At 63.6% G+C, this 23718-nt stretch carries 22 protein-coding genes; 5 read left to right on the top strand and 17 right to left on the bottom strand.

Features of this window, described 5'->3' with window-relative positions; translation table 11 throughout:
* Positions 1 to 26 precede the first annotated feature (26 nt).
* Positions 27 to 2870 carry a glycosyltransferase family 117 protein gene (locus tag GYH26_RS01165; protein WP_161540142.1) on the top strand — a complete coding sequence of 948 codons (2844 nt, stop codon included), beginning with the start codon at positions 27 to 29 and terminating at the stop codon, positions 2868 to 2870.
* Between the two features lie 3 nt (positions 2871 to 2873).
* On the opposite strand, the gene ybeY is transcribed toward GYH26_RS01165, so the two are convergent.
* From ybeY to GYH26_RS01080, 17 genes are all read right to left on the bottom strand, one after another.
* Entirely contained in the window at positions 2874 to 3314 is a 441-nt protein-coding gene (ybeY, locus tag GYH26_RS01160; protein WP_014065938.1) for an rRNA maturation RNase YbeY, read from the bottom strand.
* Positions 3311 to 3778, bottom strand: coding sequence for a hypothetical protein (locus GYH26_RS01155; RefSeq protein ID WP_014065937.1), 468 nt, complete (start codon positions 3776 to 3778; stop codon positions 3311 to 3313). Before GYH26_RS01155 ends, ybeY begins: the two co-directional genes overlap by 4 nt.
* Before the next feature lie 78 nt (positions 3779 to 3856).
* Positions 3857 to 4144 carry a cold-shock protein gene (locus GYH26_RS01150; RefSeq protein ID WP_014065936.1) on the bottom strand — a complete coding sequence of 96 codons (288 nt, stop codon included), beginning with the start codon at positions 4142 to 4144 and terminating at the stop codon, positions 3857 to 3859.
* A 241-nt stretch (positions 4145 to 4385) separates the two neighbouring features.
* A complete protein-coding gene (metF, locus tag GYH26_RS01145; protein WP_161540141.1) occupies positions 4386 to 5342 on the bottom strand; it encodes a methylenetetrahydrofolate reductase [NAD(P)H] in 957 nt (318 codons plus the stop codon).
* Positions 5343 to 5412: 70 nt separating this feature from the next.
* Positions 5413 to 5703 carry a hypothetical protein gene (locus tag GYH26_RS01140; RefSeq protein ID WP_242006523.1) on the bottom strand — a complete coding sequence of 97 codons (291 nt, stop codon included), beginning with the start codon at positions 5701 to 5703 and terminating at the stop codon, positions 5413 to 5415.
* 109 nt (positions 5704 to 5812) lie between these two features.
* Entirely contained in the window at positions 5813 to 6181 is a 369-nt protein-coding gene (locus GYH26_RS01135; RefSeq protein WP_161540139.1) for a cytochrome C oxidase subunit IV family protein, read from the bottom strand.
* Positions 6182 to 6199: 18 nt separating this feature from the next.
* On the bottom strand, positions 6200 to 6880 hold the full coding sequence (locus GYH26_RS01130) for a cytochrome c oxidase subunit 3 family protein (protein ID WP_161540138.1): 681 nt from the start codon (positions 6878 to 6880) through the stop codon (positions 6200 to 6202).
* A gap of 40 nt (positions 6881 to 6920) precedes the next feature.
* On the bottom strand, positions 6921 to 8618 hold the full coding sequence (gene ctaD, locus GYH26_RS01125) for a cytochrome c oxidase subunit I (protein ID WP_161540137.1): 1698 nt from the start codon (positions 8616 to 8618) through the stop codon (positions 6921 to 6923).
* A gap of 18 nt (positions 8619 to 8636) precedes the next feature.
* Positions 8637 to 9587: a cytochrome c oxidase subunit II gene (coxB, locus tag GYH26_RS01120; protein WP_161540136.1), complete on the bottom strand. Its 951-nt coding sequence runs from the start codon at positions 9585 to 9587 to the stop codon at positions 8637 to 8639.
* Between the two features lie 23 nt (positions 9588 to 9610).
* Positions 9611 to 10414, bottom strand: coding sequence for an SCO family protein (locus GYH26_RS01115; RefSeq protein ID WP_242006521.1), 804 nt, complete (start codon positions 10412 to 10414; stop codon positions 9611 to 9613).
* A 48-nt stretch (positions 10415 to 10462) separates the two neighbouring features.
* The gene (locus GYH26_RS01110; RefSeq protein ID WP_161540134.1) at positions 10463 to 10855 is read right to left on the bottom strand and encodes a hypothetical protein; all 393 of its coding nucleotides are present in this window, start codon (positions 10853 to 10855) and stop codon (positions 10463 to 10465) included.
* A gap of 79 nt (positions 10856 to 10934) precedes the next feature.
* Entirely contained in the window at positions 10935 to 12188 is a 1254-nt protein-coding gene (locus GYH26_RS01105) for a hypothetical protein (RefSeq protein ID WP_161540133.1), read from the bottom strand.
* Positions 12189 to 12219: 31 nt separating this feature from the next.
* Positions 12220 to 12849, bottom strand: coding sequence for a c-type cytochrome (locus tag GYH26_RS01100; RefSeq protein WP_161540132.1), 630 nt, complete (start codon positions 12847 to 12849; stop codon positions 12220 to 12222).
* 6 nt (positions 12850 to 12855) lie between these two features.
* Entirely contained in the window at positions 12856 to 13509 is a 654-nt protein-coding gene (locus tag GYH26_RS01095) for a DUF3341 domain-containing protein (protein WP_161540131.1), read from the bottom strand.
* 16 nt (positions 13510 to 13525) lie between these two features.
* On the bottom strand, positions 13526 to 14980 hold the full coding sequence (gene nrfD, locus GYH26_RS01090) for an NrfD/PsrC family molybdoenzyme membrane anchor subunit (protein WP_161540130.1): 1455 nt from the start codon (positions 14978 to 14980) through the stop codon (positions 13526 to 13528).
* Positions 14981 to 15008: 28 nt separating this feature from the next.
* Positions 15009 to 18128, bottom strand: coding sequence for a TAT-variant-translocated molybdopterin oxidoreductase (locus tag GYH26_RS01085; protein ID WP_161540129.1), 3120 nt, complete (start codon positions 18126 to 18128; stop codon positions 15009 to 15011).
* A gap of 57 nt (positions 18129 to 18185) precedes the next feature.
* On the bottom strand, positions 18186 to 18833 hold the full coding sequence (locus GYH26_RS01080) for a cytochrome c3 family protein (RefSeq protein ID WP_161540128.1): 648 nt from the start codon (positions 18831 to 18833) through the stop codon (positions 18186 to 18188).
* 349 nt (positions 18834 to 19182) lie between these two features.
* Here GYH26_RS01080 and GYH26_RS01075 point away from each other — a divergent pair, with 349 nt between their 5' ends.
* Genes GYH26_RS01075 through nadC form a run of 4 tightly spaced genes read left to right on the top strand, consistent with a single transcriptional unit; the run spans position 19183 to position 23693 of the window.
* Positions 19183 to 21300 carry a glycosyltransferase gene (locus GYH26_RS01075; protein ID WP_161540127.1) on the top strand — a complete coding sequence of 706 codons (2118 nt, stop codon included), beginning with the start codon at positions 19183 to 19185 and terminating at the stop codon, positions 21298 to 21300.
* An 8-nt stretch (positions 21301 to 21308) separates the two neighbouring features.
* Positions 21309 to 22340, top strand: coding sequence for an acetyl-CoA carboxylase carboxyltransferase subunit alpha (locus tag GYH26_RS01070; RefSeq protein WP_161540126.1), 1032 nt, complete (start codon positions 21309 to 21311; stop codon positions 22338 to 22340).
* Positions 22337 to 22774 (top strand): acyl-CoA thioesterase, encoded by a 438-nt coding sequence (locus GYH26_RS01065; RefSeq protein WP_161540125.1) that lies wholly within the window; start codon positions 22337 to 22339, stop codon positions 22772 to 22774. Before GYH26_RS01070 ends, GYH26_RS01065 begins: the two co-directional genes overlap by 4 nt.
* Positions 22775 to 22778: 4 nt before the next feature.
* A complete protein-coding gene (gene nadC, locus GYH26_RS01060) occupies positions 22779 to 23693 on the top strand; it encodes a carboxylating nicotinate-nucleotide diphosphorylase (protein WP_161540124.1) in 915 nt (304 codons plus the stop codon).
* The last annotated feature ends 25 nt before the right edge of the window (positions 23694 to 23718 follow it).

The raw sequence follows: 23718 nt of genomic DNA, 5'->3' as shown, positions 1-23718 counted from the left end.
TCGGGAAAAGACCAACCCCTGCCCCGATGCGTCGCACCCTGATTGAGCGTTTCGTAGCCGCTGCGGTTTTTCTGTACGCGCTGGTTCTCTACGGCCTGACCATCGCCCCGACCGTTTCGTTCTGGGATTCCGGCGAGTTCATTGCCAGCGTCTTTGGCCTGGAGGTAATGCATCCGCCGGGCGCGCCCTTCTACATGCTGGTGGCCCGGCTTTTCTCGATGCTGGCGCCGTCGCGCGAGCTGGTGGCCCTGGCCGTCAACTGGGTCTCGGCGCTTTCGAGTGTGGTCACCGTCCTGCTGACCTTCCTGATCATCGTGCGCCTGATCCGCTACTGGCAACCGCCGGCCGACCAGCGCACGTGGACAGACGACTTCATCGCGCTGGCCGGCGGCGTGGTGGGCGCCTGCACGTTCGCCGTGACCGATTCGTTCTGGTTCAATGCCGTCGAGGCCGAGGTGTACGCCATGTCCATGCTCTTCACCGCGCTGGTGGTATGGCTGGGGTTGCGGTGGAGCGAGCAGGCGGCCGCCGAAGTGGCCACGCTGCGGCGCGGCGGTACGCTCTCGGCCCTTTCGGCCAACCGCTACTTGGTGCTCATCGCCTACCTGTTCGGGCTGGCCATCGGGGTGCACCTGCTCAGCCTGCTGGCCCTGTTCTTTGTGGCGCTGCTGGTCTTTTTCACGGAGTTCGAGCGGCCGGAATGGACCTCCACGCAACGCTGGCTGCGCATCTTCGGGGCGCTGGTGGTCTCTTCGATCATCTTTTTGATCATCTATCCCGGCATCATTCAGGAATTGCCCGACTGGGCGGGTAAAAGTGGCGATCCGCTGCTGTTCGGCCTGGTGGTGCTGGCGCTGGTCGTAGGTGGCGTCTACTACACCCATCGCCGGCGGAAGCCCGCGGCCAACCTGGCCATGCTCTGCCTGGCGATGATCCTGCTGGGCTATTCGAGCTACGCGCTCATCATCATCCGGAGCAGCGTCGATCCCCCCATCGACCTGAACGATCCGGAGACGCCGCATGCCTTCGTCTCGTACCTGAAGCGCGAGCAGTACGGCGAGACGCCCCTGCTGCGCGGCGCCACCTACAACAACCAGACGGGCCAGATCGACCAGTCGCGTCAGGTGCTCTTTCCGCGTCGCTGGTCGCCGGACCCGAGCCACCTGCGCGTCTACGCGCAGTACGACTCGGACCTGGACTTCTTCCTGCGCTACCAGCTCGGCCACATGTACATCCGCTACTTCCTGTGGAACTTTGTCGGAAAGGCCAGCGACGTGCAGGACGCCCCGGCCATCACGGGCTTTCTGCCCGGCGAAAAAGATCTCTACTTCTTCCAGACGCCCAGCGAGCGCGCCTCCCGCAACGTTTACTACGCGCTGCCGCTGTTGCTGGGCCTGCTGGGCATGGCGTTCCACTTCAACCACGACTGGCGGCGGGCTTTCAGCGTGCTCGTACTGTTTCTGGTCACCGGCGTGGGGATCATTCTCTACCTGAACCAGACGCCGCTGCAACCGCGCGAGCGCGACTACTCCTACGTCGGGAGCTTCTTCGCCTTCAGCCTGTGGGTGGGTATCGGCGCGGCCGGATTGCTGGAAATCCTGCGAGACCGGCTCAAAGAGACGCTGCGGCGACCGTTGCTCTGGGGTGCGGCCGTGGTGATCTTTGCCGCCGTGCCGCTGCACATGCTGCTGCAGAACTACGACGACCACGACCGGAGCGGCCGCTACGTGGCCCGCGACTACGCATGGAATCTGCTGATGAGCCTGGACGACAACGCCATCGTTTTCACCAACGGCGACAACGACACCTATCCGCTCTGGTACCTGCAGGAAGTCGAAGGCGTGCGTCAGGACGTGCGCGTGGCCAACCTGTCGCTGCTGAACACCTCTTGGTACATCAAGCAGCTCAAGCACCAGTGGGCCCGCAAGTCGGCGCCGCTGCCCATCTCGCTGAGCGATGCCCAGATCGACCGCCTCAGCGTGGTGGCCTGGGAGCCACGCGAGATCGAATTGCCGGTCCGGCTCAATCCGGCCACCGACTACGAACGCCTGGGCATTGCCCCGGAAGACAGCGGCCGGGTCATGCGCCCGATGCGCTGGCGTCTGGAGGGCCGGCCCTACACGCGCGATCTGCACCTGCTCTATGCGGCCGACATCGCCGTGCTCGACATGCTCCGCACCAACGCCGAGCGCGACTGGGAGCGTCCCATCTACTTTGCCGTCACGGTCAGTCCCGACGGCCAGCTCGACCTGCAGAACTTCTTCCAGCTCGAAGGTCAGGCTTACCGCGTGGTGCCCATTCGCCACAACGTGACGCTCGGGCGCGTTGTGCCTTCGATCACGCTGGAGCGGCTCCGGCACTTCCGGTTCACCAACCTGGACAACCCGGATGTTTACTTCGACGAAAACATCCGCCGCATGGTGGATAACTACCGGAGCATTTACGCCCACATCGCCACGCAACTGGCCCAGCAGGGACTGGCCGACGAAGGCGAGGCGCTGCTCGACACGATCATGGTGCGCGTGCCGCTGGAGACGATCCCGGCCGACCTGCGCTCCTACTACTTCCTGGCCCAGGCCTACCAGCAGGTGGGCGCGCCCGAGAAGGCCGTGGCCATCTGGAAGAAGGCCGAACCGCTCGTACTCTTCACGCTGCGCACGGCTCGTTCCCAGCGCGAGGCCGACATGGCCGCCCAGTTCGTGCAGATCATCCGCTTCACCTACATGATGGCCGGCGACTATGAAGCGGCGGCGGCCTTCAGCAACCGGCTGGCGGACGTGCTGGGCGACGACAGCTTCCGCAAAACGCCGGACCAGCTGCGTCAGGAAATGCAGCAATTCCTGCGCGGCGACACCAGCGAAGAACAGTAGCGCCTACAGCAGCCCGGCGGCCTGCAGGTAACGGTCTTCGAGCCGGTGCATGTGCGCCCGGGCTTCGGGCGTGGCATCGTCGTAGCCGAGCAGGTGCAGCAGGCCGTGCACCACGTAGCGACAGGCTTCCTGTGTGAAGGTGGCACCGAACTCGGCGTGGCGCTCGGCCGCCGTGTCCAGATCGACGTAGATTTCTCCTTCCACCACGCCGGGTTCTTCGGAAAGCGGAAAGGAGAGCACGTCCGTGTCGTAGTCGTGGCCCAGATAGGTGCGGTTGAGCTCGCGCACGGTGGCGTGATCGGCCAGCACCAGACTCAAATAGCGCAAACGGGCCTTTTCGCCCGCAAGCACGGCCTGCACCAGACGCCGGAGCAGCGCGTTGGACAATCGACGAGAGGGGTGTGCCTGGACGATCTCCAGCGCCTCCGTCTCCGGAGCTTTCATTGTGACGACTCGTCCAGATCGTTGAAGAGCGTTTCGCTCATCGAGAGCGCCACGCTGCTCATGACCATTTCGGGCGGCAGTTGCATGAAGTCGGCCGAAAGCAGCCGCTCATGGACGTTGGCATAAAGCGAGCAGCCCACCTCGCGCTCGACCACCAGCCCGCTGACAAATCCCTGCTGGCGTCCGAAAAAGATCACCTCGCCCAGCTCCTGGCTGGCCAGGTACCCCGTGCAGCCCTGCAGTTGCAGAAACGAGCTGGGCGTGTAGACCGAAACCAGATTCGGTGGCATGACCTCCTGCAGCGCCGGGGGCAACTGCAGCGCACGCTGGATTTCGAGCGTCAGGCGACGTCCGCTTTCCGGATCGAACAGCGAAAACCGCACGCTGGAGCCTTCGATCTGCGGCGCCACGCCCAGCGCCGCAGCAATGCGCTGAATGTCTTCGTCGGAAAAGGTAAACGCCATGGTCTTCCGCTATCTTGCAGCCCCTGACTGCTGCAAGATAGCCGCACGACGAACGAAAAACAATGCCTCCGGCGCTTTTCAGGAGCGGCTCAGCGAATGGGATTGTTGCTGCCGGGGAGCGCGTTCGCCCGAGGCCGCCTTTCGCTGCGCTTCGTCGAGCGGCACCACGTTACGGGCATGGAGCCCTTTGGGGCCTTCGTGCAGCTCGAACTCGACGATCTGGCCGGTTCGCAACGTCTTGAAGCGCCGCTCGCTGATGATCTGCGAGTAGTGCACGAAAATATCGGCGCCTCCTTCCGGGTGGATGATGAAGCCGTACCCCTTTTTTGCGTCAAACCACTTGACGACGCCACGACGTGCTGCCATGGGAGGCCTCCCGCTGTCTACACTGGTACATATTTCCCGTCGGAAGCTTGGCCTCCCCGTCTCTCGCTGGCCGAGATGCCCGGGGACTACAGGCGCAAGACGCTATCTATCCGTAAGATAGCCGTCGATCCGTCGGCTGTCAATCTTTACCTATTCTACACAGAAAGGTCCGCATAAGCAACCACTCCGACTACTTTGCGCGAAAAACGCAGGGGGTGCCGATCTTTTGGCGTTAGTTCCGCTAAGCTATTTTGCGCAAATAGGCCACGACCTCGCGCACGTAGTCGGCGCGGAGCATGATGTAGAAGTGAATGCAGGGCACACCGGCCTCCAGCAACTCTTCGGCCTGTCGCCGCGCCCAGGCAATGCCGATTTCCGGAACGTGCTCCGGTTTGGCCGCTTCCACCTCGGCCACCAGTTCCTCCGGAATCTCAATGTGAAACCGGCTGGGGAGGAGCTGCAGGTGGCGTTTACTGGTCAGGATCTTCAATCCGGGAATGATCGGCACGGTAATGCCCACTTCCCGGCACCGCTCCACAAACCGGAAGTAGTGCCGGTTGTCGAAGAACATCTGCGTGGTGACGTAGTGGGCGCCCGCCTCGATCTTACGCTTCAGGTTCATGATGTCCCAGATCAGGTTGGGCGCCTCGAAGTGCTTTTCCGGATAGCCGGCCACCCCGATGCAGAAGTCGGTGGGCACGGCGTCTTCGAGCGGTTCCAGGTAGATGCCGCGGTTCATGTTGACGATCTGCCGCACCAGATCGACGGCGTATTCGTTCACCGTTCGATCCGGGGGGATGGGCTTCTGATAGTTGGGCGAGTCGCCCCGTAGCGCCATGACGTTCTGGATGCCCAGGTAATGCAGCTCGATCAGCGCGTCTTCGGTCTCCTCGCGCGTAAAGCCCCGGCAGAGCAGATGGGGTACGGTCTCGACGCCGAAGCGGCTTTTGATGGCGGCGCAGATGCCGATCGTCCCCGGCCGCTTGCGTTTGACGCGGGGCTTCAGGGTGCCGTCGGGCAACTGTTCGTACTCGACCTCGGCGGCGTGGCTGGTTACATCAATGAAGGGCGGATCGAACGGCATCAACTCTTCCACCACGGCCAGCACTTCATCCAGCGAGCCCCCTCGCCGTGGCGGAATGATTTCGTAGGAGATCAGCGGACCGGTCGCCTGCTCCAGAATCTCGATGACTTTCATGGCACGACGGGCGGGTTCTGCAAACGCCGCCTTCTACCGCGCTTGTCCGATCAGGTTCAGAAAAGAACGGTCAATTTCGCCGGAGCCAGAGATCGTCCACCCAGACCTCGGGCAAGCCATCGGAGTGGCCTTCTTCGAAGTGATAGACGGCCTGCGCAACGTGTGGCATGGTCGTGGCACGGGGGGCGGCCACGTGCACCGGCGCCCGGTGGCGGGGACGCATCGTCCAGCCCCGGAGCGAAAACTCACGATCGAAGGGTAGCGACCGCTCCGGAAACAGAATGCGTCCGGCCGTCACCACGGCCCAGACCAGCATGAAAAACAGTACGGGGACGAAAACCAGCGCCGGCAGCAGATACATGGCTTCGCCTTGATTTTCCATAGACACGCCCGGACGACGGTCAGGATCCACAAAAAAGGCGTCGGCCATGAAACCGACGCCTTTTGAAATTCCTCTGGTTTTCTGCCGCTCAGTGGCCGGCCGGGGCCTCCACCTGCTCTATCTGCGGCCCGCGAATCGGCTCCGGGCTGAGGTTTCCGATGTCGCCCCGATAGAATACATCCAGCAGCGTAAACGCCAGAAACACCCCTACCATCAGCAGGCCGATGATGAAAGCCAGCGCATTGATCGGCTTATCATATTTGAGTCCCATGAAAAACAGCACGACCAGCGCGGCCTTGATCACGGCAATGCCGATGGCCAGGGGCACGTGCAGAAAGTTGAAGGCGCCGAGGTCCGCCTGACCGGTCAGCGCCGTGATGATGGTCAGCGCCACCAGCGTCAGAAAAACCTTGAGCAACAGCGGCCGGGGAATGATATGGTGTGTCGCGTGTGCCATGATGCCTTTCCGTCTGCCTCAGTGAATCAGATACAGCAGCGGGAACAGGAAAATCCAGATGATATCCACCAGGTGCCAGTAGAGCGCCGAGATCTCGACCGGCGTGTAGTATTCGCTGCTGAAGACCCCTCGCTGCGCTTTCAGGGCCACCCAGGTCAGCACCCCCATACCTACCAGCACGTGCAGCCCGTGGATACCGGTCATCACGAAGTAAATGCTGAAAAACTGTCCCACGTAGGGAAGCTGCAGCCCTTCATAGGCATAGTTGCCGCCGGGAAAGATGTGGTGGTGGAATTTCTCCGAGTACTCGAAGTATTTCACCACCATGAACACGCCGGCCAGCGCGACCGTCAGCCACAGATTCTGCACCAGCCGCTTTTTATCCCCCAGTTGTGCATAGTGCACGGCCAGTGCTACGGTAAACGACGAAGTCAGCAGGACAATGGTGTTCAGACCGCCCAGCCGCCAGTCGAGCAGTTTGCTGGCCGCCTGGAACACCTCGGGATGCCAGACGCGGTAGACCGCGTAGGCTACAAACATCCCGCTGAACAGCAGAATTTCCGTGACCAGAAAGAGCCACATGCCGAGCTTGGCTGCATCGAACTGCTGCTCGGCCGACACAAAGTGATGCTGCAGATACGGCGGATGGTGCGCGTGCGCCTCCGCGTGCCCCGTTGCAGCTTCCGGAACGCCAGCCATGAGAACCCTTCTACGTTGTTGATGACGTCAACTTTCCGTTTCAGCTTTGCGCCTGCCCCTGCGCTGGAATGACCGCCGGGGTCCCACCCCCGTCGCCGTGGCCGTTGCCGAAGATCTCCTCGGCCAGGTGGTAGTCGTAGGGACCGCGCGTGACCACGGGCGTCCGCTCGAAGTTGTGCGGCGAGGGCAGCCGTCCCGTATGCGTCCATTCGAGCGTGCCGGCGCCCCACGGGTTGGCCGGTGCCAGCTGACCCTTGAAGAGGGAATGCAGCAGGCAGACGGCCACCAGCAGCAGCCCGAGGCCCAGAATCCAGGAACCCACCGTCGAAAGCTGGTGCAGCGTGGTGAACTCCGGCACGTAGTCGAAGTAGCGGCGCGGCATGCCCTGCGTTCCGAGGATGAACTGCGGGAAGAAGGTCACGTTGAAGCCCACGAAGATCAGCAACGCCGCGATCTGAGCCAGCTTTTCATTGTAGAGGCGGCCGAACATCTTGGGCCACCAGTAGTGCAGACCGCCCAGGAACGCCAGCAGCCCGCCGCTGACCATCACGTAGTGGAAGTGTGCCACCACGAAGTAGGTATCGTGCAGCGGCACGTCCAGCCCCAGCGTTCCCAGCGCAATGCCCGTGAATCCACCGATCGGGAAGACGAACAGGAACGCCAGCGCGTAGAGCAGCGGCGTGCGGAGCCAGATCGACCCGCGGTAGAGCGAAGCCACCCAGTTGAGCACCTTCACGCCCGTCGGCACGCCGATCAGGAAGGTCAGCAGCGAAAAGACCGTCGCCGCGGTGGCCGACTGACCCGAAACGAACATGTGGTGGCCCCACACCAGAAAGCCCAGGAAGGCAATGGCCACCGAGGAGAGCGCCACGAACTTGTAGCCGAAGATGCCCTTGCGCGAGAACGTCCCGATCAGCTCCGAAATCACCCCGAAGGCCGGCAGAATCATGATGTACACGGCCGGGTGCGAATAGAACCAGAAGAAGTGCTGGAACAGAATCGGGTCGCCGCCCAGCGCCGGATCGAAAATGCCGATTTTCAGAATGCGCTCCAGCGCCAGCAGCAGCAGCGTGATACCCAGCACCGGCGTGGCCAGAATCTGCACGATGCTCGTCGCGTAGAGCCCCCACACGAAAAGCGGCAACCGGCTCCAGGTCAGCCCGGGTGCCCGCATTTTATGCACGGTCACGATGAAGTTGAGACCCGTCAGAATCGACGAAAATCCCAGAATGAAGATACCCAGCACGACCCAGGTCACTCCCGAGCTGGTCATCGTCGAGTAGGGCGTATAGAACGTCCAGCCCGTGTCCAGGCCGCTGGTCACGATGCCCACCAGCATGGTAAGTGCTCCCAGCCAGAAGATGTACCAGCTGGCCAGGTTCAGCCGGGGGAAAGCCACATCCTTGGCGCCGATCATGATGGGCAACGCGAAGTTGCCCAGCACGGCCGGAACGGCCGGGATCAGGAACAGAAAGATCATGATCGCGCCGTGGAGCGTGAAGATGTGGTTGTAGGTATCGGCGGTCATGAGCGTCTGCCCGGGCTCGAACAGCTCGGCCCGAATCAGCAGCGCCAGAATACCGCCGACAATGAAGAAAAAGACCACCGAGATCAGGTACAGTATCCCGATCCGCTTATGGTCCAGCGTCAGCAGCCAGGACTTTAGCCCACGCGCGTGGTTCAGGTAATTGATCTCGGACTGTGCTGTCTTCTGGGCGGCGATCGTCTGCGTAGCCATGGCACCCCTCCTCAGCAATTACTGCTGCTGCTTGATAAATTCGATCAGCGCGGCCACTTCGCGCTCGCTCAACGAAGCATAGCTGGCCGGCATGACGTTCGGATACCCTTTCACAATTTTAGCCCCAGGTTGCAGAATGGATTCGCGGAGATAATTCTCGTCGGCAATGACAGTGGAGCCGTCTTCAAGTTCCACTTCGTGCCCGTAGAGTCCCTTGAAAGTCGGACCTACCGAGGGCGATCCATCGATGCTGTGGCAGCTGAAGCAGGCCTTCTCCCGATAGAGCCGGGCGCCCAGCTCGGCCAGCGGCATGTCTTCGGGAATGCCGGCGCTCTCCAGCCATTGCTCGAACTCCTCGCGCGGATGCACGATCACTCTGGCCAGCATGCCCGAATGCTGCGTGCCGCAGTACTCCGTGCAGAAGACCGTGTACTCGCCGGGTTTGGTCGCTTCAAACCAGAGTGACGAGTAGCGATCGGGCAGCACGTCCTGCTTGACCCGGAAGGCCGGCACGTAGAAGCTGTGAATCACGTCGGCGCTGGTCATGCGGAGCTTCACCGGCTGGCCGGCCGGCACATGCAGCTCGTTCGTGGTCTTGACCCCGTTCGGATATTCGAACTCCCAGTACCACTGATAGCCGTGTACCAGGATTTCGTAGGCATCCGGGGGCGCCGTGTACATCTTGATGTACACCCGGAAGCCCCAGGCAAAGACGATCAGCACCAGGATCGTCGGGACTACGATCCAGGCCAGCTCGACCACCTTCTTCTCCTTGACCGGCTCCGGCACCTCGTCGCGCCGGCGGCGCCGATAGCGCACCACGAAGAACGTCATGGCGCCGACGACGCCGACGAAAATAATCGCGCTCACCAGCGTCCAGAAGTGAAACAGGCTGTCCACTTCCGGCGCGATCGAAGAAGCCGCTTCGGGCAACCAGGCCGTATTCTGTAGCAGAATCATCCCGGACATCGCTTTGCGAACCTTCGCTTCGGTTAGCCGGCCGTCTGGAGCGCCTGCTGCTGGCGACGCCGCTCCCGCCGCCAGAACAGAAACAGGGTGATGCCGAGCACCACCACCGTCACCGCTCCACCCAGCCGCATGATGTTGTATGCGTTGGCTACGTAGGAATTTTCGTTCGGATCGTACTGAAAGCAGTAGAGCAATACCTGATCGACGACCGTCCCCACTTTCCCCTCCGACGCTTCCACGAGCGCCTTGCGCACATCGCCCGGATCATGCTCCAGGCCATAGAGGTAGCGTGAAATCTTCCCTTCGCCGCTCAGGAAAATCAGGGCCGCCGGATGCGCAAACTGCTGTTTTTCAGGCACCCAGCGGAAGGAGAACCCGACGGCATTGGTCAACGCTCGAATCGTCGTCGAATCGCCTGTCAGAAAGTGCAGCCCGGCCGCCGCTTCCGGCCGCTCCAGCATCTCCACATAGTGGGCCTTCTTCCGACGGGCCAGCTCGGGCGTCTCCCGATGGTTGAAGCTGACGGCCAGCACCTCGAACTGATCGCCCGGCGTCCACGACATCTGGCGCAGCGTCCTTGCCAGTCCGTCCAGCACCAGGTTGCAGAGCATCGGGCAGTCGTGATACACCAGCGTCAGCAGCACCGGCCGCCGACCGTCAAAGAACGTGCGGAGCGTCACCGGTTGCCCCGCTTCATCCCGGAACGTCAGGTCCAGCGGAATCCGCTCGCCCAGCTTTTCCTCGATCCCGACGCCCTCAAAGATGGCCAGATGCTGACCGCTCCGCTGAGCCTGCGCCGGAAATGCCAGCAAGCATACCAGGCTCAACAACCACCACCTTTTGCCCCACCACCGCATTGCAAAATCGTTGTCGGGTTACATGCGCCGCGAAACCGCTGAAGGCTGCGGAAGCGTCCAGACCGAATCTCCGCCGTAGGCCTCCACGATCTCCTCCATAGCCCGATCGATGGGCACGCGATAGACGCCCTGTTCGGCATCCACTACGCCATACCCCTCGAGCAGTTGCCGCGCGTGCGCCTCCGTCTCTTCCCGCAGCGGATAGCGCACCGTTGCCGCCGCCACTTCTGCATCTCGCTGCATCTGCCACTGGGTGAGCACCACCAGCCCGACCGAAATCACCGCCAGCAGTACGACGGTGATCCAGATCATCCGGTAAAGACGCGGCGCCTCAAAGTTCGCCTCGTCCGGCTGCACCGCCGGCAGTTCCGCTTCGGCTACGGCGGGCTGTTTTTTTTCCTGTTCGGCCATGGCTTTCGCAGTTCAACAGAACGAACGCCTGATAAAATTGCAGGTTGTCCTTTTTTGCAAAGGGCCTGTAAAAAAGTTCTTAATGCAGGGCCAACGAGCGTGCCAGGTAGGGATCGTTCTGCGGTACCAGACTGTGCCGGCTGAGCCGGTAAAAGAGCAACCCGACCACCACCCCGAGCAGCCCCAGCCAGCAGGTGACGTCCAGCCAGTGGAACGTCATGTGCTCGGTATGCAGCACGGGCATCGCCACCCAGAACAAGTCGATCCAGTGGATGATGGCGAACCAGATGCCCATCGTGCCCACCAGCAGCGGCGTACGCTTGGCCGCCCACGGAAGCAGGATCAGGAAGGGCAGCACGAAATGCCCCCAGATCAACGTCTGGCTCAACACCTCCCAGCCGTGCTCCAGCCGATGCCGATACCAGAGCGTTTCTTCAGGCAGGTTGCCGTACCAGATCAGCATGTACTGGCTGAAGGCGATGTAGGCCCAGAAGGCCGTAAAGCCGAACATCAACTTGCCCAGGTCCTGAAAGTGCGGCGTGCGCACGATGCCCTGAAGCGCCCCCCGACGCACCAGGATCGCGTAGCAGGTCGTAATGAAGCCCAGCGCCACGAAAAACGATCCTGCGAAGAAGTACACGCCGAAGATCGTCGAGTACCAGTGCGGATCGAGCGACATCAGAAAGTCGTAGCTGGCAAAGGCTACCGTCACGCCGTAAAGCGGCATGCCCCAGGCACTGACCTTCCGCTGCTGCGCAGGGATGGACGGATCCGGATCCACGTCCTGCCGCACCGAGAGCGTATAGAGCTTGTAGGCCAGCAGCGTCCAGATGAAGAAGTAGAAGGCGATCCGCACCAGAAAGAAGGGTACGTTCAGGTAAGCCCGCTTGCCGGCCAGGATGGGATCGTACTCGGGGCTGGATGGATCGTACAGCTCGTGGTGCGTCCAGTGATACAGATCGTGCAGCCCGAACAGAATGGGGATGAACAGCACGATCAGCACCGGGAACGTCCAGACGAGCGCCTCGGGCAATCGGCGCACGGCCACCACCCACTGCGCACGCGTCAGGTGCTGGATCATTACGAAAAACAGGCTCCCCAGCGCCAGCGTCAGGCAGAAAGTCCAGCCCACCAGGTAGGAGAAGTAGAACTGGCGCGCATCGATGGCCCAGCCCACCAGACTGACGATGAGCAGCCCGACGCCGATGGCCAGCGGTACGGCCCAGATCCGCACGTCTTCGGGCAGCCGGTAGCGCGGCTCTGCCTTTTCCCGCGTGGGCCGCAACGGATCCAGCAGCCAGCCCGGAAAACCGTTCGCATTCACTTCGGCCATGATCGTATCTCAGCCAGATGATTGATCTCGCTTATTCTCCCTGAAGCCGAGCCCGGACTTCCTCGGGCACGTCGGCCGCCGTCGCGTGCTGACTGCGCTGCAGCGCCCGCACGTAGGCCACGATGGCCCAGCGATCGGCCACCGGGATCTGATGGCCGTAGGCGGGCATGTTGCGCACGCCGTGGCTGATCACGTCGAAGATGTAGCCGTCCTCCACGTTGCGCAGCCGGTCGTCATGGAACGTCGGGGCCGGCGTGTAGCCGTAGTTGCCGCGCATGATGATGCCCTGGCCGTCGCCCGCCTGTCCGTGGCAGACGGCGCAGTAGATGTTGTAGCGTTCCCGCCCCCGAGCCACCAGCTCGGGCGTGACGGCCACGGGAATGCGCTCGACGTAGGCGCCGTCGGCCGTCTTACCGAAATAAAACGGCGTATCCTCTTTGAGCAGCCCCCGGGGTACCGTGCCGGGTACCGGCGGACGCATGGCCCGGCGGTCGGCGAAGAACGGGTTCAGCTCCTGCGCTTCAAATTTCTCCTGAAAGTCCATGTTCAGGTTCGGATGTACCGGGGGCTTGCTGGAGATCATGCCCCGGCAGCCTGCCAGTAGCAGGCCAAGCAGCAGTCCCGTCCAGATCGTGCGCGGCATTGCTGTGATGTTCTGCATGGTGGCTCAGCTCGTGGTTACGGCAGCTTCGGCGGCCGGTGCCGTCGCCGGCGTGACGTCCTCCTCGCCCCGGTCTTCGATGACCTCGATGTTGTAGCCGCCCAGCTGCTCCAGCAACTGGCGCGTGGCCGTCGGATCGAACTTCGGATCGCTGGCGGCGACGAACAGGAAGAACCCATCGTCGGTCACCCGCGCAAAGTTTTTCGAGTAGAACAGCGGGTTGTAGGGACGCGGCAGGCCGTTGAGTGCCAGCATGGTGGCCACCCCCGCCAGCGCCGAAAACAGGATCGTCAGCTCGAAGATGATGGGCACCGAGGGCGGCAGCGCAAAGAACGGCTTGCCGCTGATGTTCAGCGGGTAATCGACGGCGCCCATCCACCACTGCATCCACCAGGCCAGTGCGAAGCCGGCGATCGTGCCCGTAAAGAACGTGATGAAGGCCACCTTCGAGTTGCCCAGCCCCATGGCCTCGTCCATCCCGTGAATGGGGAAGGGGCTGTGCGCGTCGAAGTGGCGGTAGCCGGCCTTGCGCACCTGACGGGCCGCATGCAACAGCGCCGCCGGATCGGAAAACTCGGCCAGCAGGCCGTAGATCGACCCGTCGCGGGCCTCGTAGATGCCCATCGAAGCTTTCAGCGAGCGAAGCAATTCCTTCAGCATGGCGTCTCTCCGTTGCTCAGGACGAGCGTCCCCGGTTTACCTGGACCTCGGCCGGACGGCCGTGGCCGTCGCCGTGCGTCTCGTAAAAGTGCGGATCGGCCTCGGGCAGCACGCCCTTCACCTCGGCAATCGCCACCATCGGCACAAAGCGCAGGAACAGCAGGAACAGCGTGAAGAACAACCCGAACGAGCCGATCAGCGTGAGCACGTCCACCCAGGTGGGCACGAAGTAATCCCAGCTCGACGGCAGATAATCCCGGTGCAGCGACGTGATCGTGATCACGAACCGCTCGAACCACATGCCGATGTTGACCACGATCGACGCGATGAACATGAACGGGATGTTTCGCCGCAGCTTCTTGATCCAGAAGAACTGCGGGAAGATCAGGTTGCAGGACATCATCGTCCAGTAGGCCCAGGCGTACGGCCCCGTGGCCCGGTTGATGAAGGCGTACTGCTCGTAGGGCACGCCGGAGTACCAGGCGATGAAGAACTCCGTGATGTAGGCAAAGCCCACCATCGTGCCCGTCACGAGCATGATGATGTTCATCTTCTCCAGGTGGTCGATGGTGATCACGTTTTCCAGGCCATAGGCCTTGCGGGCGATCACCATGAGCGTTACGACCATGGCGAACCCGGAGAAGATGGCGCCGGCCACGAAGTAGGGCGGGAAGATCGTGGTGTGCCAGCCAGGAATGATCGAGACGGCAAAGTCGAACGACACGACCGAGTGCACCGAAAGCACCAGCGGCGTGGCCAGACCGGCCAGCAGCATGTAGACCTTCTCGTAGTTGCGCCAGTGGCGGTTGGCCCCGCACCAGCCCAGCGCGAAGAAGCCCAGAATCCTGGCGCGCAGGCGGCGGCCCATCAGGGCGGCCCGATCGCGGAGCGTGGCCAGGTCCGGAATGAGCCCGACGTACCAGAACACCAGCGACACAATGAAATAGCTGGAAACGGCGAACACATCCCAGAGCAGCGGGCTCTTGAACTGCGGCCACATCTCCATCTGGTTCGGGATGGGCAGCGTCCAGTAGATGACCCAGACGCGGCCCACGTGGAAGGTCGGGAAGATCAGGGCGCAGATCACGGCGAAGATGGTCATCGCCTCGGCCGCCCGGTTGATGGACGTGCGCCAGCGCTGGCGAAAGAGAAACAGGATGGCCGAAATCAGGGTCCCGGCGTGACCGATACCGACCCAGAAGACGAAGTTGACAATGGGCCAGCCCCAGCCGACCGGGATGTTGTTGCCCCAGACGCCCACGCCGTTCCAGACCTGGTAGGCCAGCATGGCCACCAGCGTCAGCATGCCCAGAAAGGCCACCGAAAAGGCGGCCCACCAGGCTTTCGGCGTCTTCTTCTCGGTATGCTGGGCAACCAGCTCCGTGATGTCGTGGAAGGTCAGTCCACCCCGCACCAGCACCTCTTCATCGGTGCGGGCCAGCGCCGACAGGTCTTTCGTTGCGTGCGCCATCGCGTTCTCGATCCTGCTTGCCTATCGATCAGGCCACTGGTTCCTGCTCCAGCAGCCGGGGATTCGGATTCGTAATGCGGGCCAGGTACGAAGTGCGCGGCTTGACGTTGAGTGCCGCCAGCATCTCGTACCGCCGCACGTTCTTGCGTTGCCGGACAACGGCACTATTCGGATCGTTTAGGTCGCCGAACGTGATCGCCTCGGCCGGGCAGGCCTGCTGGCAGGCCGTCTTGACCTCGCCGTCCCTGAGCGGCCGCTTTTCGATGTTGGCCTGCCGCTGCGCCTCGCGGATGCGCTGCACGCAGTAGGTGCATTTTTCCATCACCCCGCGGAAGCGCATGGTCACGTCCGGGTTCTGGGCCATCTGCACCTGAATGGGCAGCGTCTTGACCCAGTTGAACCAGTTGAACCGCCGTACCTTGTAGGGGCAGTTGTTCGAGCAGTAACGCGTACCGATGCAGCGGTTGTAGACCATTTCGTTGAGCCCGTCCGGCGAGTGCACCGTGGCGGCCACCGGGCAGACCGACTCGCAGGGCGCGTTCTCGCAGTGCATGCAGGGCACCGGCTGCACGACGATCTGCGGATCGTCGGCATGCGCCTCGTCGCTCACGAAGTAGCGGTCGATCCGCAGCCAGTGCATCTCGCGCCCGCGGCCCACCTCGTTTTTGCCCACCATCGGAATGTTATTCTCGCTATCGCAGGCCACGATGCACGCATTGCAGCCCGTGCAGGCGTTCAGGTCGATGACCATCGCCCACTGGTTGCGGTAGTAATCGCTGTCCTGGAAGGCGGGCTGCTTGCTCGGATGGGCCTCCTCCCAGAGGGTGGGATACTGATCCCACGGTTCCAGGCCCTCGAGTGGCGGCTCGGCCTCTTTTGCGAAGTCCGGGTTTTTCCGGAATTCCTCCACCGTGGCCATACGCACCAGCGGCCGCCCCACCATGGAGCCGTGGTCCTGCGTGGTCACGATCTTGTAGGTGCGTCCCGTCTTGCGCACCTGTGCGCCATAGGCCACCCAGGGGTTCTCGGGCCGCCGTAGCGGGGCTACGTTCACCCCCACACCGGTGGCAATGGCGCCGTGGCCGTAAATGTCCGTGTAGTCGTCCAGGTCGAAGAAAGGAGTCTTCCGCTCGGGCCGCGTCGAGGTGATCTCGCGACCGTAGCCCAGATAGACGGTGATCGAGTCGTCCGGATGGCCGGGCAGCACCCAGACGGGCAGCTCCACCGCGCGGCCGTCCAGCGACAGCTCGATCACGTCCGCGATGTAGACGCCCTTGTGGTATTCGGCTTTGACGCCCAGCGCCGCGGCCGTCTTCGGGCTCAGGATCGCAACGTTATCCCATACGATCTTCGTGATCGGATCGGGAAGCTCCTGCGCCCAGGCGTTGTTGGCGAAGCTGCCGTCCAGCACGGTCGGATCCAGCCGGAAGACCACCTCCAGACCGCCTTCCGTCGCCTGCGGCCAGTCGGCCAGTGCCTGACGGTTCGGGCGCAGCGAAACGGTCGGATAGCCCGAGTCCGGCAGGAAGCCGTCGTGCAGCACGCGCTGCCAGGCCTGCTCGAAGGCGCCCCGGCCTGCCAGCAGCCGCCGCCAGGTGTTACGCACCAGGTCGTAGGCGCTCTGCTCTTCGCCGGTGGCCAGCAGGGCCAGCACCTCCAGCGGCGAGTGGGCAGCTTCGTAGAGCGGAGCGATCAGCGGCTGGATGACCGAGAGCGTGCCGTCGTAGGCGCGTCCGTCGCCCCAGGCTTCCAGGTAGTGCGTGGAGGGCAGGTGCCAGGTGCTCCGGCGGGCCGTCTCGTCCACATGCAGTCCCAGGTGGATCACCTCGGGCACCTGCGCCAGTGCCTCGGCAAAGCCCAGGGCCGCCGGAGCGTCGTAGACCGGGTTGACGTTCAGCAGCAGCAGCGCGTCCACCTCACCGGCCTGCATGGCCTGCACCAGCTCGGCCAGTGCCGCATGCTGAGCGGTGGCCGGCTCCTCCAGCGCATGCAGGATCACCGTGCGGCCCAGGCTTCCCAGCAGGTCGTTGATGACGGCGCAGAGCGCGTGCACGGCCGGCGGCTGCGTTTCGCCTGCCAGCACCACGCCGCGCGCACCGGCCGCCCGCAGGTCGCGGGCAATCTCCACCACGTACGGATGCCCGGCAAAACGGGCGCCCGCTTCGCGGAGTTCGCCGACGCCCAGCTCGGCCGCCAGCGCCGCGGCGAACGCCGGAATGTCGCCGGCGCGCAGCCGCAGCCGGTGGTCGGCCATGCCGCCCGTGACCGTGTAGGTGCTTTCGATCACATACAGGCGGCTGATCTCATCTTCGGGCCGCTCCATGCGCCGGCTGGCGGCAAACTCACGCGTGTTCTCGACGAAGTTGCGGTCGGTCGGTCCCAGAAAGTCGGCGTCCAAGCTGACGATCACACGGGCCTCCGAAAAGCGGTAGCGGGCCCGCACCGGACGGCCGAAGGCCTGCTGCAATCCCAGCGCCTCGTGGTCGTCGCCCTCCGGACGGTAGGTGACCCAGCGCACCTGTGCGTAGCGCCGCTCCAGCTCTCGGCGCAGCGCGGCCAGCGTGGGCGAACTGCTCGGCTCGCAGAGCACGGCCAGCCGCTTCGACCCCGCCTCGGCGGCCAGCGACCGGGCAAACTGCACGAAGTCGCCCCACGAAGCCGGCTCGCCCTTGCGGAGCACCTGCTGCGAACGGTCCGGATCGTACAGATTCAGCAGCGAAGCCTGCTCGAAGACGCCCGTCGCGCCCCGGCTGAGCGGATGATCCGGGTTGCCCTCGATCTTGGTCGGGCGCCCCTCGTGGCTTTCGACCAGCAGCGGCCGCACGCTGCCCCGGAAGGGCATGGCCGTGGCGTAGTAGAGCGGAATGCCCGGAATGATCTCCTCGGGCTGGCGCACGTAGGGCAGGATCTTCTCGACGGGACGGCGACAGGCCGTCAGTCCGGCCAGCGCCATCGACGCCCCCATGATCTGCAAAAACTGGCGCCGCGAGGTGCCGCTCGGCGGCTCCGCCACCCCCGGCATGAACTCGTCGTGCGCCAGCTTCACCCATTCCGGATCCCGGCGCAGGTCGGCCGTGCTGCGCCAGAGGCGCTTGCCCGAACCGGGCGTCTCGGCACCGTCAGGATTGACCACAGGCAGTTCAATCATAGGACGCTCTCCACCGACAAACGCAAGATTCCTTCACAGAAAACAAGAAAGCCCGGCTCAATAGTGGCAGGCCGAGCAGTTCGTGGGAGGACGAATCCCTTCTTTCCGGATGCGCTCCAGGTTGCGCTCGATGTAATCGGCCGGCGGCTGATAACCCATCGTGGTGATTTCGCTCTGCGGCCGCAGGTACAGCTCCGGCTGGCGATGACACTCCAGACACCAGCCCATCGAGAGCGGCTTGACCACGCGCACCACGTCCATCTGATCAATCCGGCCGTGGCAGGTCTCACACCCCACTCCGTTGTTCACATGCGAGGCATGGCTGAAGTGCGCGTAGTCGGGCAGGTGATGCACCTTCACCCACTCGATAGACTGATCCGTCGCCCAGCTATCGCGCACGGCCTGCAGCCGGGGCGAGTCGGTCAGAATCTGGCTGTGACAGTTGATGCAGGTCTGCGTGGGCGGAATGTTCGCCTTGTCGGAGACCTCCACCCAGTTGTGGCAGTAGCGGCAGTCCAGCCCCAGCTTGCCTACGTGAATGCGGTGGCTGTAGGGAACCGGCTGCTCCGGCGCATAGCCTACCTCGTAAAACTCGGGCGAAAAGTAGTACCAGACCAGAAAAACGGCCAGCACGCCCCCGAAGACGGAACCGGCCAGCGAAAGCGCCGGCAGCCGGTTGGTCTTTCTGGAAAAAATCTGCGGCATAACGTTCCAGGCCTCAGGCTACACTCTCGGATAAGGAAGGAATCTACAGTTTCCCGCAAAATGCGGGAGCCCTTTCCTGCGAAATTCGGATAAAAAGCATTTCTTTGCAAAAACAGCCCTAACACTACAGGACTTAGCACGAAAAAATCAACCACCCCGAAGATTCCTTGCAGGATTTTCGGGAATCGTTGACAGAGCTTCCGCAATCCGCCCACATCTCGCCGATCGGCGGGTCCGGACAGAAAGTATGCCGCCGTTTTCTTTTTTGCAAACCCTTGGGCCGAAGGCCTGAGGCTTTCGTGTTATCTTTGAACCCGGCCGTGCCGTAGCGATCTGCCGCCCCGAATCGATGTCGTGCGCGTCGTCCATATCCGCTCCTGCCAACCCGGCCACACCGGCGCCCTGCGACCTGTCGGTCATCATCGTCAACTACAACGTGCGCGACCTGCTCGAACAGGCGCTGCGCTCGGTCTTCCGGGCCGCGGACGACCTGAAACTGGAAGTCTTCGTGGTGGACAACAACTCGGTGGACGGCTCCGTTGAGATGGTGCGTGCGCATTTCCCCGAGGTACACCTCATCGCCAATACCGAAAACGTCGGGTTCAGCCGCGCCAACAATCAGGCGATCCGCCGGGCTCGCGGCCGCTACCTGCTGCTGCTCAATCCCGACACCATCGTGCAGGAAGACACGCTGCGCGTGATGGTGGACTTTCTGGACGCGCATCCCGAGGTAGGCGCGGCCGGCTGCAAGATTCTCAACCCGGACGGCTCGTTCGCGCCGGAAAGCCGCCGGGCCTTCCCTACACCGGCCGTCGCCTTCTACCGCATGGTGGGGCTCAGCCGCCTGTTTCCACACAGCCGCCGCTTTGGCCGCTACAACCTGACCTACCTGTCGCCCGAGGTCGAAACCGAAGTCGACGCGCTCAGCGGCTCCTGCATGTTCGTCCGGCACGCCGCCCTCTACTTTTCTCGCACGGCCTACGAGCGCCTCTGCCGGGAAGGCCTCGGCCCCACCGCGCACCTGCTGCCCGACGGGCTGCAACCGGACGGCGGCGCGGGCCTGCTCGACGAAGACTTTTTCATGTATGGTGAAGACCTGGACTGGTGCTACCGCATTCAGCAGGCCGGCTGGAAGATCGTCTATACGCCCCGCACGCAGATCATCCACTACAAGGGCGAAAGCACCAAAAAAGGCGAACTGCGCTACGTGCGCCTGTTCTACGGAGCGATGCTGCGGTTCGTCGAAAAGCATTTCCGCGATCGGTACTCGCCGACCTTTCTGGCTCTGCTGCGGCTCGGCATTGCCCTGCGGGCCGGGCTTTCGGCACTGCACCGGGGCGCGCGCCGGCTGGCTCCGCCGGTGATCGACGGCCTGCTGACCGCCCTGATCGTCACGCTGGGCGGATGGCTGCGCTCGCTGGCGGCCGGACGCCCTCTGGCCGCGCTCTTTCTGCTCAGCGTGGTGCCGGCCTATGCGCTGAGCACGGTGGCCGGCATTGCACTGATGGGTGGCTACCGGCGCGGCCGCATATGGCAATTGCGTCCGGTCTTCTACGGCACGCTGATCGCCCTGCTCTTCATGGGTACGCTGTCGTTTCTGGTGCCCGACATCGCATTCTCCCGGATGGTAGTGCTGCTGAGCGCACCGTTCGCGCTGGCCGCGCTAATGGGCTGGCGACTGGCATGGCGTCGCCGCCATGCCGCCCGGCTGCAGCGGGCGCTGCTGGTGGGCCCCGCCGACGAAGCCCGACGCCTGCACCGGCTACTTGAGGCCGCTCCCTGGCCTTCTTTTCAGCTCATCGGATATGTATCGCCGGAGCCGGACGGTACGGATCGGGACACACCTCCACGACTGGGCGCGCTGCACCACCTGCGCGACCTGGTGCGACTGCGCCAGGTGGATGCCGTGATCTTCGCCACGGCGGGCCTGTCGCACACCACCGTGCTGCAGTTCATCCAGCAACTGCGCGACCTGCCCGTGCAATTCAAGATCCTGCCCGAAGGCCGCCCCCATGTGATCGGCAAAGCGCACATCGAAACGCTTGAGCCGCCCTCGCTCGTCGACGCCGAGGCCGCCCTGCCCACGCTGCGGAGCCTCCCCCTGGGCCGCGCGTTGGAGTGCGGGCTGGCACTGGTGGGGCTGGCTCTGCGGCCGTTGCTGAAGGGAATGGCCCGCCTGAGCGCCCGACCCGGCCTGCGGCAACTGGTCCGGCGCCTCGACGGCCTGCCCGATGTGCTGCGTGGGCGCCGCGCGCTCGTCGGCTGCCACCCGGACGAATGCGCGCTGCTGCCCGAAAGCTGGGGCATCCGGCCCGGCCTGTTTGCCGTCAGCGAAGCCCGCCCCACCCCGCCACGCACGCCGGAAGATATTCGCCAGCTTTATGCTTATTATATACAACAGCGAACCGCCTGGCTGGAGCTGCGCCTGCTCCTGCAGGCCCTCCGTCGGCTGCTGCAGACAACCTGACCAGACTTATGGCTCGAAAATCCTCGCAATACCTGCTTGATTTTGAAAAGCCTATCGCCGAGCTTGAGGAGAAGCTCGACGAGATGCGCGCCCTGATGGCCGAAAATCCCGAGGTGGACCTTTCTGCCGAAATATCGGCCCTTGAAGCCCGGGTGGCGGCCCTGCGGGAGTCGGTCTACCGCAACCTGACGCGCTGGCAACGGGTGCAGATCGCCCGCCATCCCGACCGCCCCTACACGCTCGATTACATCGGGGCGCTCTCGGAGGGCTTCGTCGAGCTGCACGGCGACCGCTGTGCCGGGGACGATCCGGCCATCGTGGGCGGCTTTGCCACATTTCAGGGCAGCCGCTTCGGCTACCGCGACCGCACCGTGCTGTTCGTGGGCCATCAGAAAGGGCGCGACACGAAAAGCCGGAAATACCGCCGCTTCGGGATGCCCAACCCCGAAGGCTATCGCAAGGCGCTCCGGCTGATGAAGCTGGCGGCCAAGTTCGGCAAGCCCGTCGTGACGATGCTCGACACGCCGGGCGCCTATCCGGGCATCGAAGCCGAAGAACACGGACAGGCCGAAGCGATTGCCCGCAACTTGTTCGAAATGGCGCGCCTGCCTGTGCCCATCGTGGTGGTGGTGATCGGCGAAGGGGCCTCGGGTGGTGCGCTGGGCATCGGCGTGGGCGACCGCATCCTGATGCTGGAAAACGCCTGGTACTCGGTCATCGCCCCCGAAAGCTGCTCCCAGATCCTCTGGCGTTCCTGGGATTACAAAGAAGAGGCAGCCCGTGCGCTGAAGCTCACCGCGGCCGACCTGCTCAAGCTGGGCGTCATCGACGAGATCATCCCCGAACCCATCGGCGGGGCCCATCGCGATCCCGAAGCGACCTTCCAGGCCGTCGGTGCCGCCATCGCCCGAGCGCTGCAGGAACTGGAAGGCCTCGAGCCGCGCGTGCTGATCGACGCCCGTATCGAAAAATTCGCCCGGATGGGCGTCTACCGCGAAGAGCCCGAAGCCACGCCCTCGACCGAAACCGGAGCCTCATGATTCGACACGTCTATCAGCACCGGGTGCGCTATCGGGAATGCGATCCGATGGGCATGGTCTACCACGCCCACTACGTGGACTATCTGGAAGCGGCCCGCACCGAAGCGCTGCGCGATCTGGGTCTGCCCTACCGCGAACTCGAGGCCTCCGGCATCATCATGCCCGTGGTGGACCTGAGCCTGCGCTTTCACCGACCGGCCTACTACGACGAGCTGCTGGACGTGATCACCATGATCCGTGAGCTGCCCCGCGCCCGGCTGCACCTCGACTACGAAGTGCGCCGCCACGAAACGCAGGAGCTGCTGGCGACCGGACACGTGACGCTCTGCTTTGTCGATCGCGCCCGCAACCGTCCCGTCCGGGCCCCGCAGGCGCTGCTGGACGTGCTGCAGAAAGCTCTGGAACCCTCGCTTTCGCCCGACGGTCAGCGCTGAGCCTATGGCTGCCGAGCCGACCACCTCGACCACCTGGCCGCCCTACGTGGACGAAGCCACGCTGGACCGTCTGATCCGGCAGTGGCTGGCCGAAGACATCGGTCCGGGCGACGTCACCACCGAGGCCACCGTGCCACCCGAGCGCAAGGCCCGCGGGCTTTTTCTGGCGAAAGCAAACGGCGTCGTGGCCGGACTCCAGGTGGCCACGCGCGTCTTTCAGCTCGTCGATCCCGACGTGCACGTCCGCTGGCACCAGGCCGACGGCTCGCGCGTGACGGCCGGTACCATTTTCGGCACGGTGGAAGGCCGCGCCCACAGCTTGCTCATGGCCGAGCGCCTGGCGCTGAATCTGCTGCAGCGCATGAGCGGCATCGCCACGGCCACCCGCCGCCTGGTGGAACGCGTACGGCCTTACGGCACCAAAGTGCTCGATACCCGCAAAACCGCTCCGGGACTCCGGCTGCTGGACAAATGGGCCGTGCGCCTGGGCGGCGGCACCAACCACCGCCTGGGCCTCTACGACATGATCCTGATCAAAGACAACCACATCGTGGCGGCCGGCGGCATCCGCGAAGCCATCGAAGCCGCCCGACGCTATCGGGAGCAGCACCGGCTCGACATTCCCATCGAGATCGAAGCGCAATCGCTGGAAGACGTCGATGCCATTCTCGCTACGGGCGGCGTCGACTGGATCCTGCTGGACAACTTCGCCCGGCGCCTACCCGACGGCACGCTCGACGTCGAGCCCCTCCGAGAGGCCGTCCGGCGCATCGGCAGCCGCTTCCACACGGAGGCTTCCGGTAACATCACGCTCGAAACGGCCGAGGCGATCGCCGCCACCGGCGTCGAAGCCATCTCCTGCGGCGCCCTGACCCACTCCGTACAGGCACTCGACCTGTCGCTGGAACTCAGTCTGTAGGCGACTTTATAAGGCGCGAACCCGT

This window comes from Rhodothermus marinus, assembly GCF_009936275.1.
Lineage (GTDB): Bacteria > Bacteroidota > Rhodothermia > Rhodothermales > Rhodothermaceae > Rhodothermus > Rhodothermus marinus_A.
The sequence above is the reverse complement of the archived record's forward strand: the minus strand, read 5'-3'. Positions and strand labels throughout refer to the sequence as shown.

Bases quoted from the DNA above. Each gene is read 5' to 3' on its own strand.
- GYH26_RS01165 (WP_161540142.1), top strand. From the start codon at position 27: ATGCGTCGCACCCTGATTGAGCGTTTCGTAGCCGCTGCGGTTTTTCTG.
- ybeY (WP_014065938.1), bottom strand. From the start codon at position 3,314: ATGAAAGCTCCGGAGACGGAGGCGCTGGAGATCGTCCAGGCACACCCC.
- GYH26_RS01155 (WP_014065937.1), bottom strand. From the start codon at position 3,778: ATGGCGTTTACCTTTTCCGACGAAGACATTCAGCGCATTGCTGCGGCG.
- GYH26_RS01150 (WP_014065936.1), bottom strand. From the start codon at position 4,144: ATGGCAGCACGTCGTGGCGTCGTCAAGTGGTTTGACGCAAAAAAGGGG.
- metF (WP_161540141.1), bottom strand. From the start codon at position 5,342: ATGAAAGTCATCGAGATTCTGGAGCAGGCGACCGGTCCGCTGATCTCC.
- GYH26_RS01140 (WP_242006523.1), bottom strand. From the start codon at position 5,703: ATGTATCTGCTGCCGGCGCTGGTTTTCGTCCCCGTACTGTTTTTCATG.
- GYH26_RS01135 (WP_161540139.1), bottom strand. From the start codon at position 6,181: ATGGCACACGCGACACACCATATCATTCCCCGGCCGCTGTTGCTCAAG.
- GYH26_RS01130 (WP_161540138.1), bottom strand. From the start codon at position 6,880: ATGGCTGGCGTTCCGGAAGCTGCAACGGGGCACGCGGAGGCGCACGCG.
- ctaD (WP_161540137.1), bottom strand. From the start codon at position 8,618: ATGGCTACGCAGACGATCGCCGCCCAGAAGACAGCACAGTCCGAGATC.
- coxB (WP_161540136.1), bottom strand. From the start codon at position 9,587: ATGTCCGGGATGATTCTGCTACAGAATACGGCCTGGTTGCCCGAAGCG.
- GYH26_RS01110 (WP_161540134.1), bottom strand. From the start codon at position 10,855: ATGGCCGAACAGGAAAAAAAACAGCCCGCCGTAGCCGAAGCGGAACTG.
- GYH26_RS01105 (WP_161540133.1), bottom strand. From the start codon at position 12,188: ATGGCCGAAGTGAATGCGAACGGTTTTCCGGGCTGGCTGCTGGATCCG.
- GYH26_RS01100 (WP_161540132.1), bottom strand. From the start codon at position 12,849: ATGCAGAACATCACAGCAATGCCGCGCACGATCTGGACGGGACTGCTG.
- GYH26_RS01095 (WP_161540131.1), bottom strand. From the start codon at position 13,509: ATGCTGAAGGAATTGCTTCGCTCGCTGAAAGCTTCGATGGGCATCTAC.
- nrfD (WP_161540130.1), bottom strand. From the start codon at position 14,980: ATGGCGCACGCAACGAAAGACCTGTCGGCGCTGGCCCGCACCGATGAA.
- GYH26_RS01085 (WP_161540129.1), bottom strand. From the start codon at position 18,128: ATGATTGAACTGCCTGTGGTCAATCCTGACGGTGCCGAGACGCCCGGT.
- GYH26_RS01080 (WP_161540128.1), bottom strand. From the start codon at position 18,833: ATGCCGCAGATTTTTTCCAGAAAGACCAACCGGCTGCCGGCGCTTTCG.
- GYH26_RS01075 (WP_161540127.1), top strand. From the start codon at position 19,183: ATGTCGTGCGCGTCGTCCATATCCGCTCCTGCCAACCCGGCCACACCG.
- GYH26_RS01070 (WP_161540126.1), top strand. From the start codon at position 21,309: ATGGCTCGAAAATCCTCGCAATACCTGCTTGATTTTGAAAAGCCTATC.
- GYH26_RS01065 (WP_161540125.1), top strand. From the start codon at position 22,337: ATGATTCGACACGTCTATCAGCACCGGGTGCGCTATCGGGAATGCGAT.
- nadC (WP_161540124.1), top strand. From the start codon at position 22,779: ATGGCTGCCGAGCCGACCACCTCGACCACCTGGCCGCCCTACGTGGAC.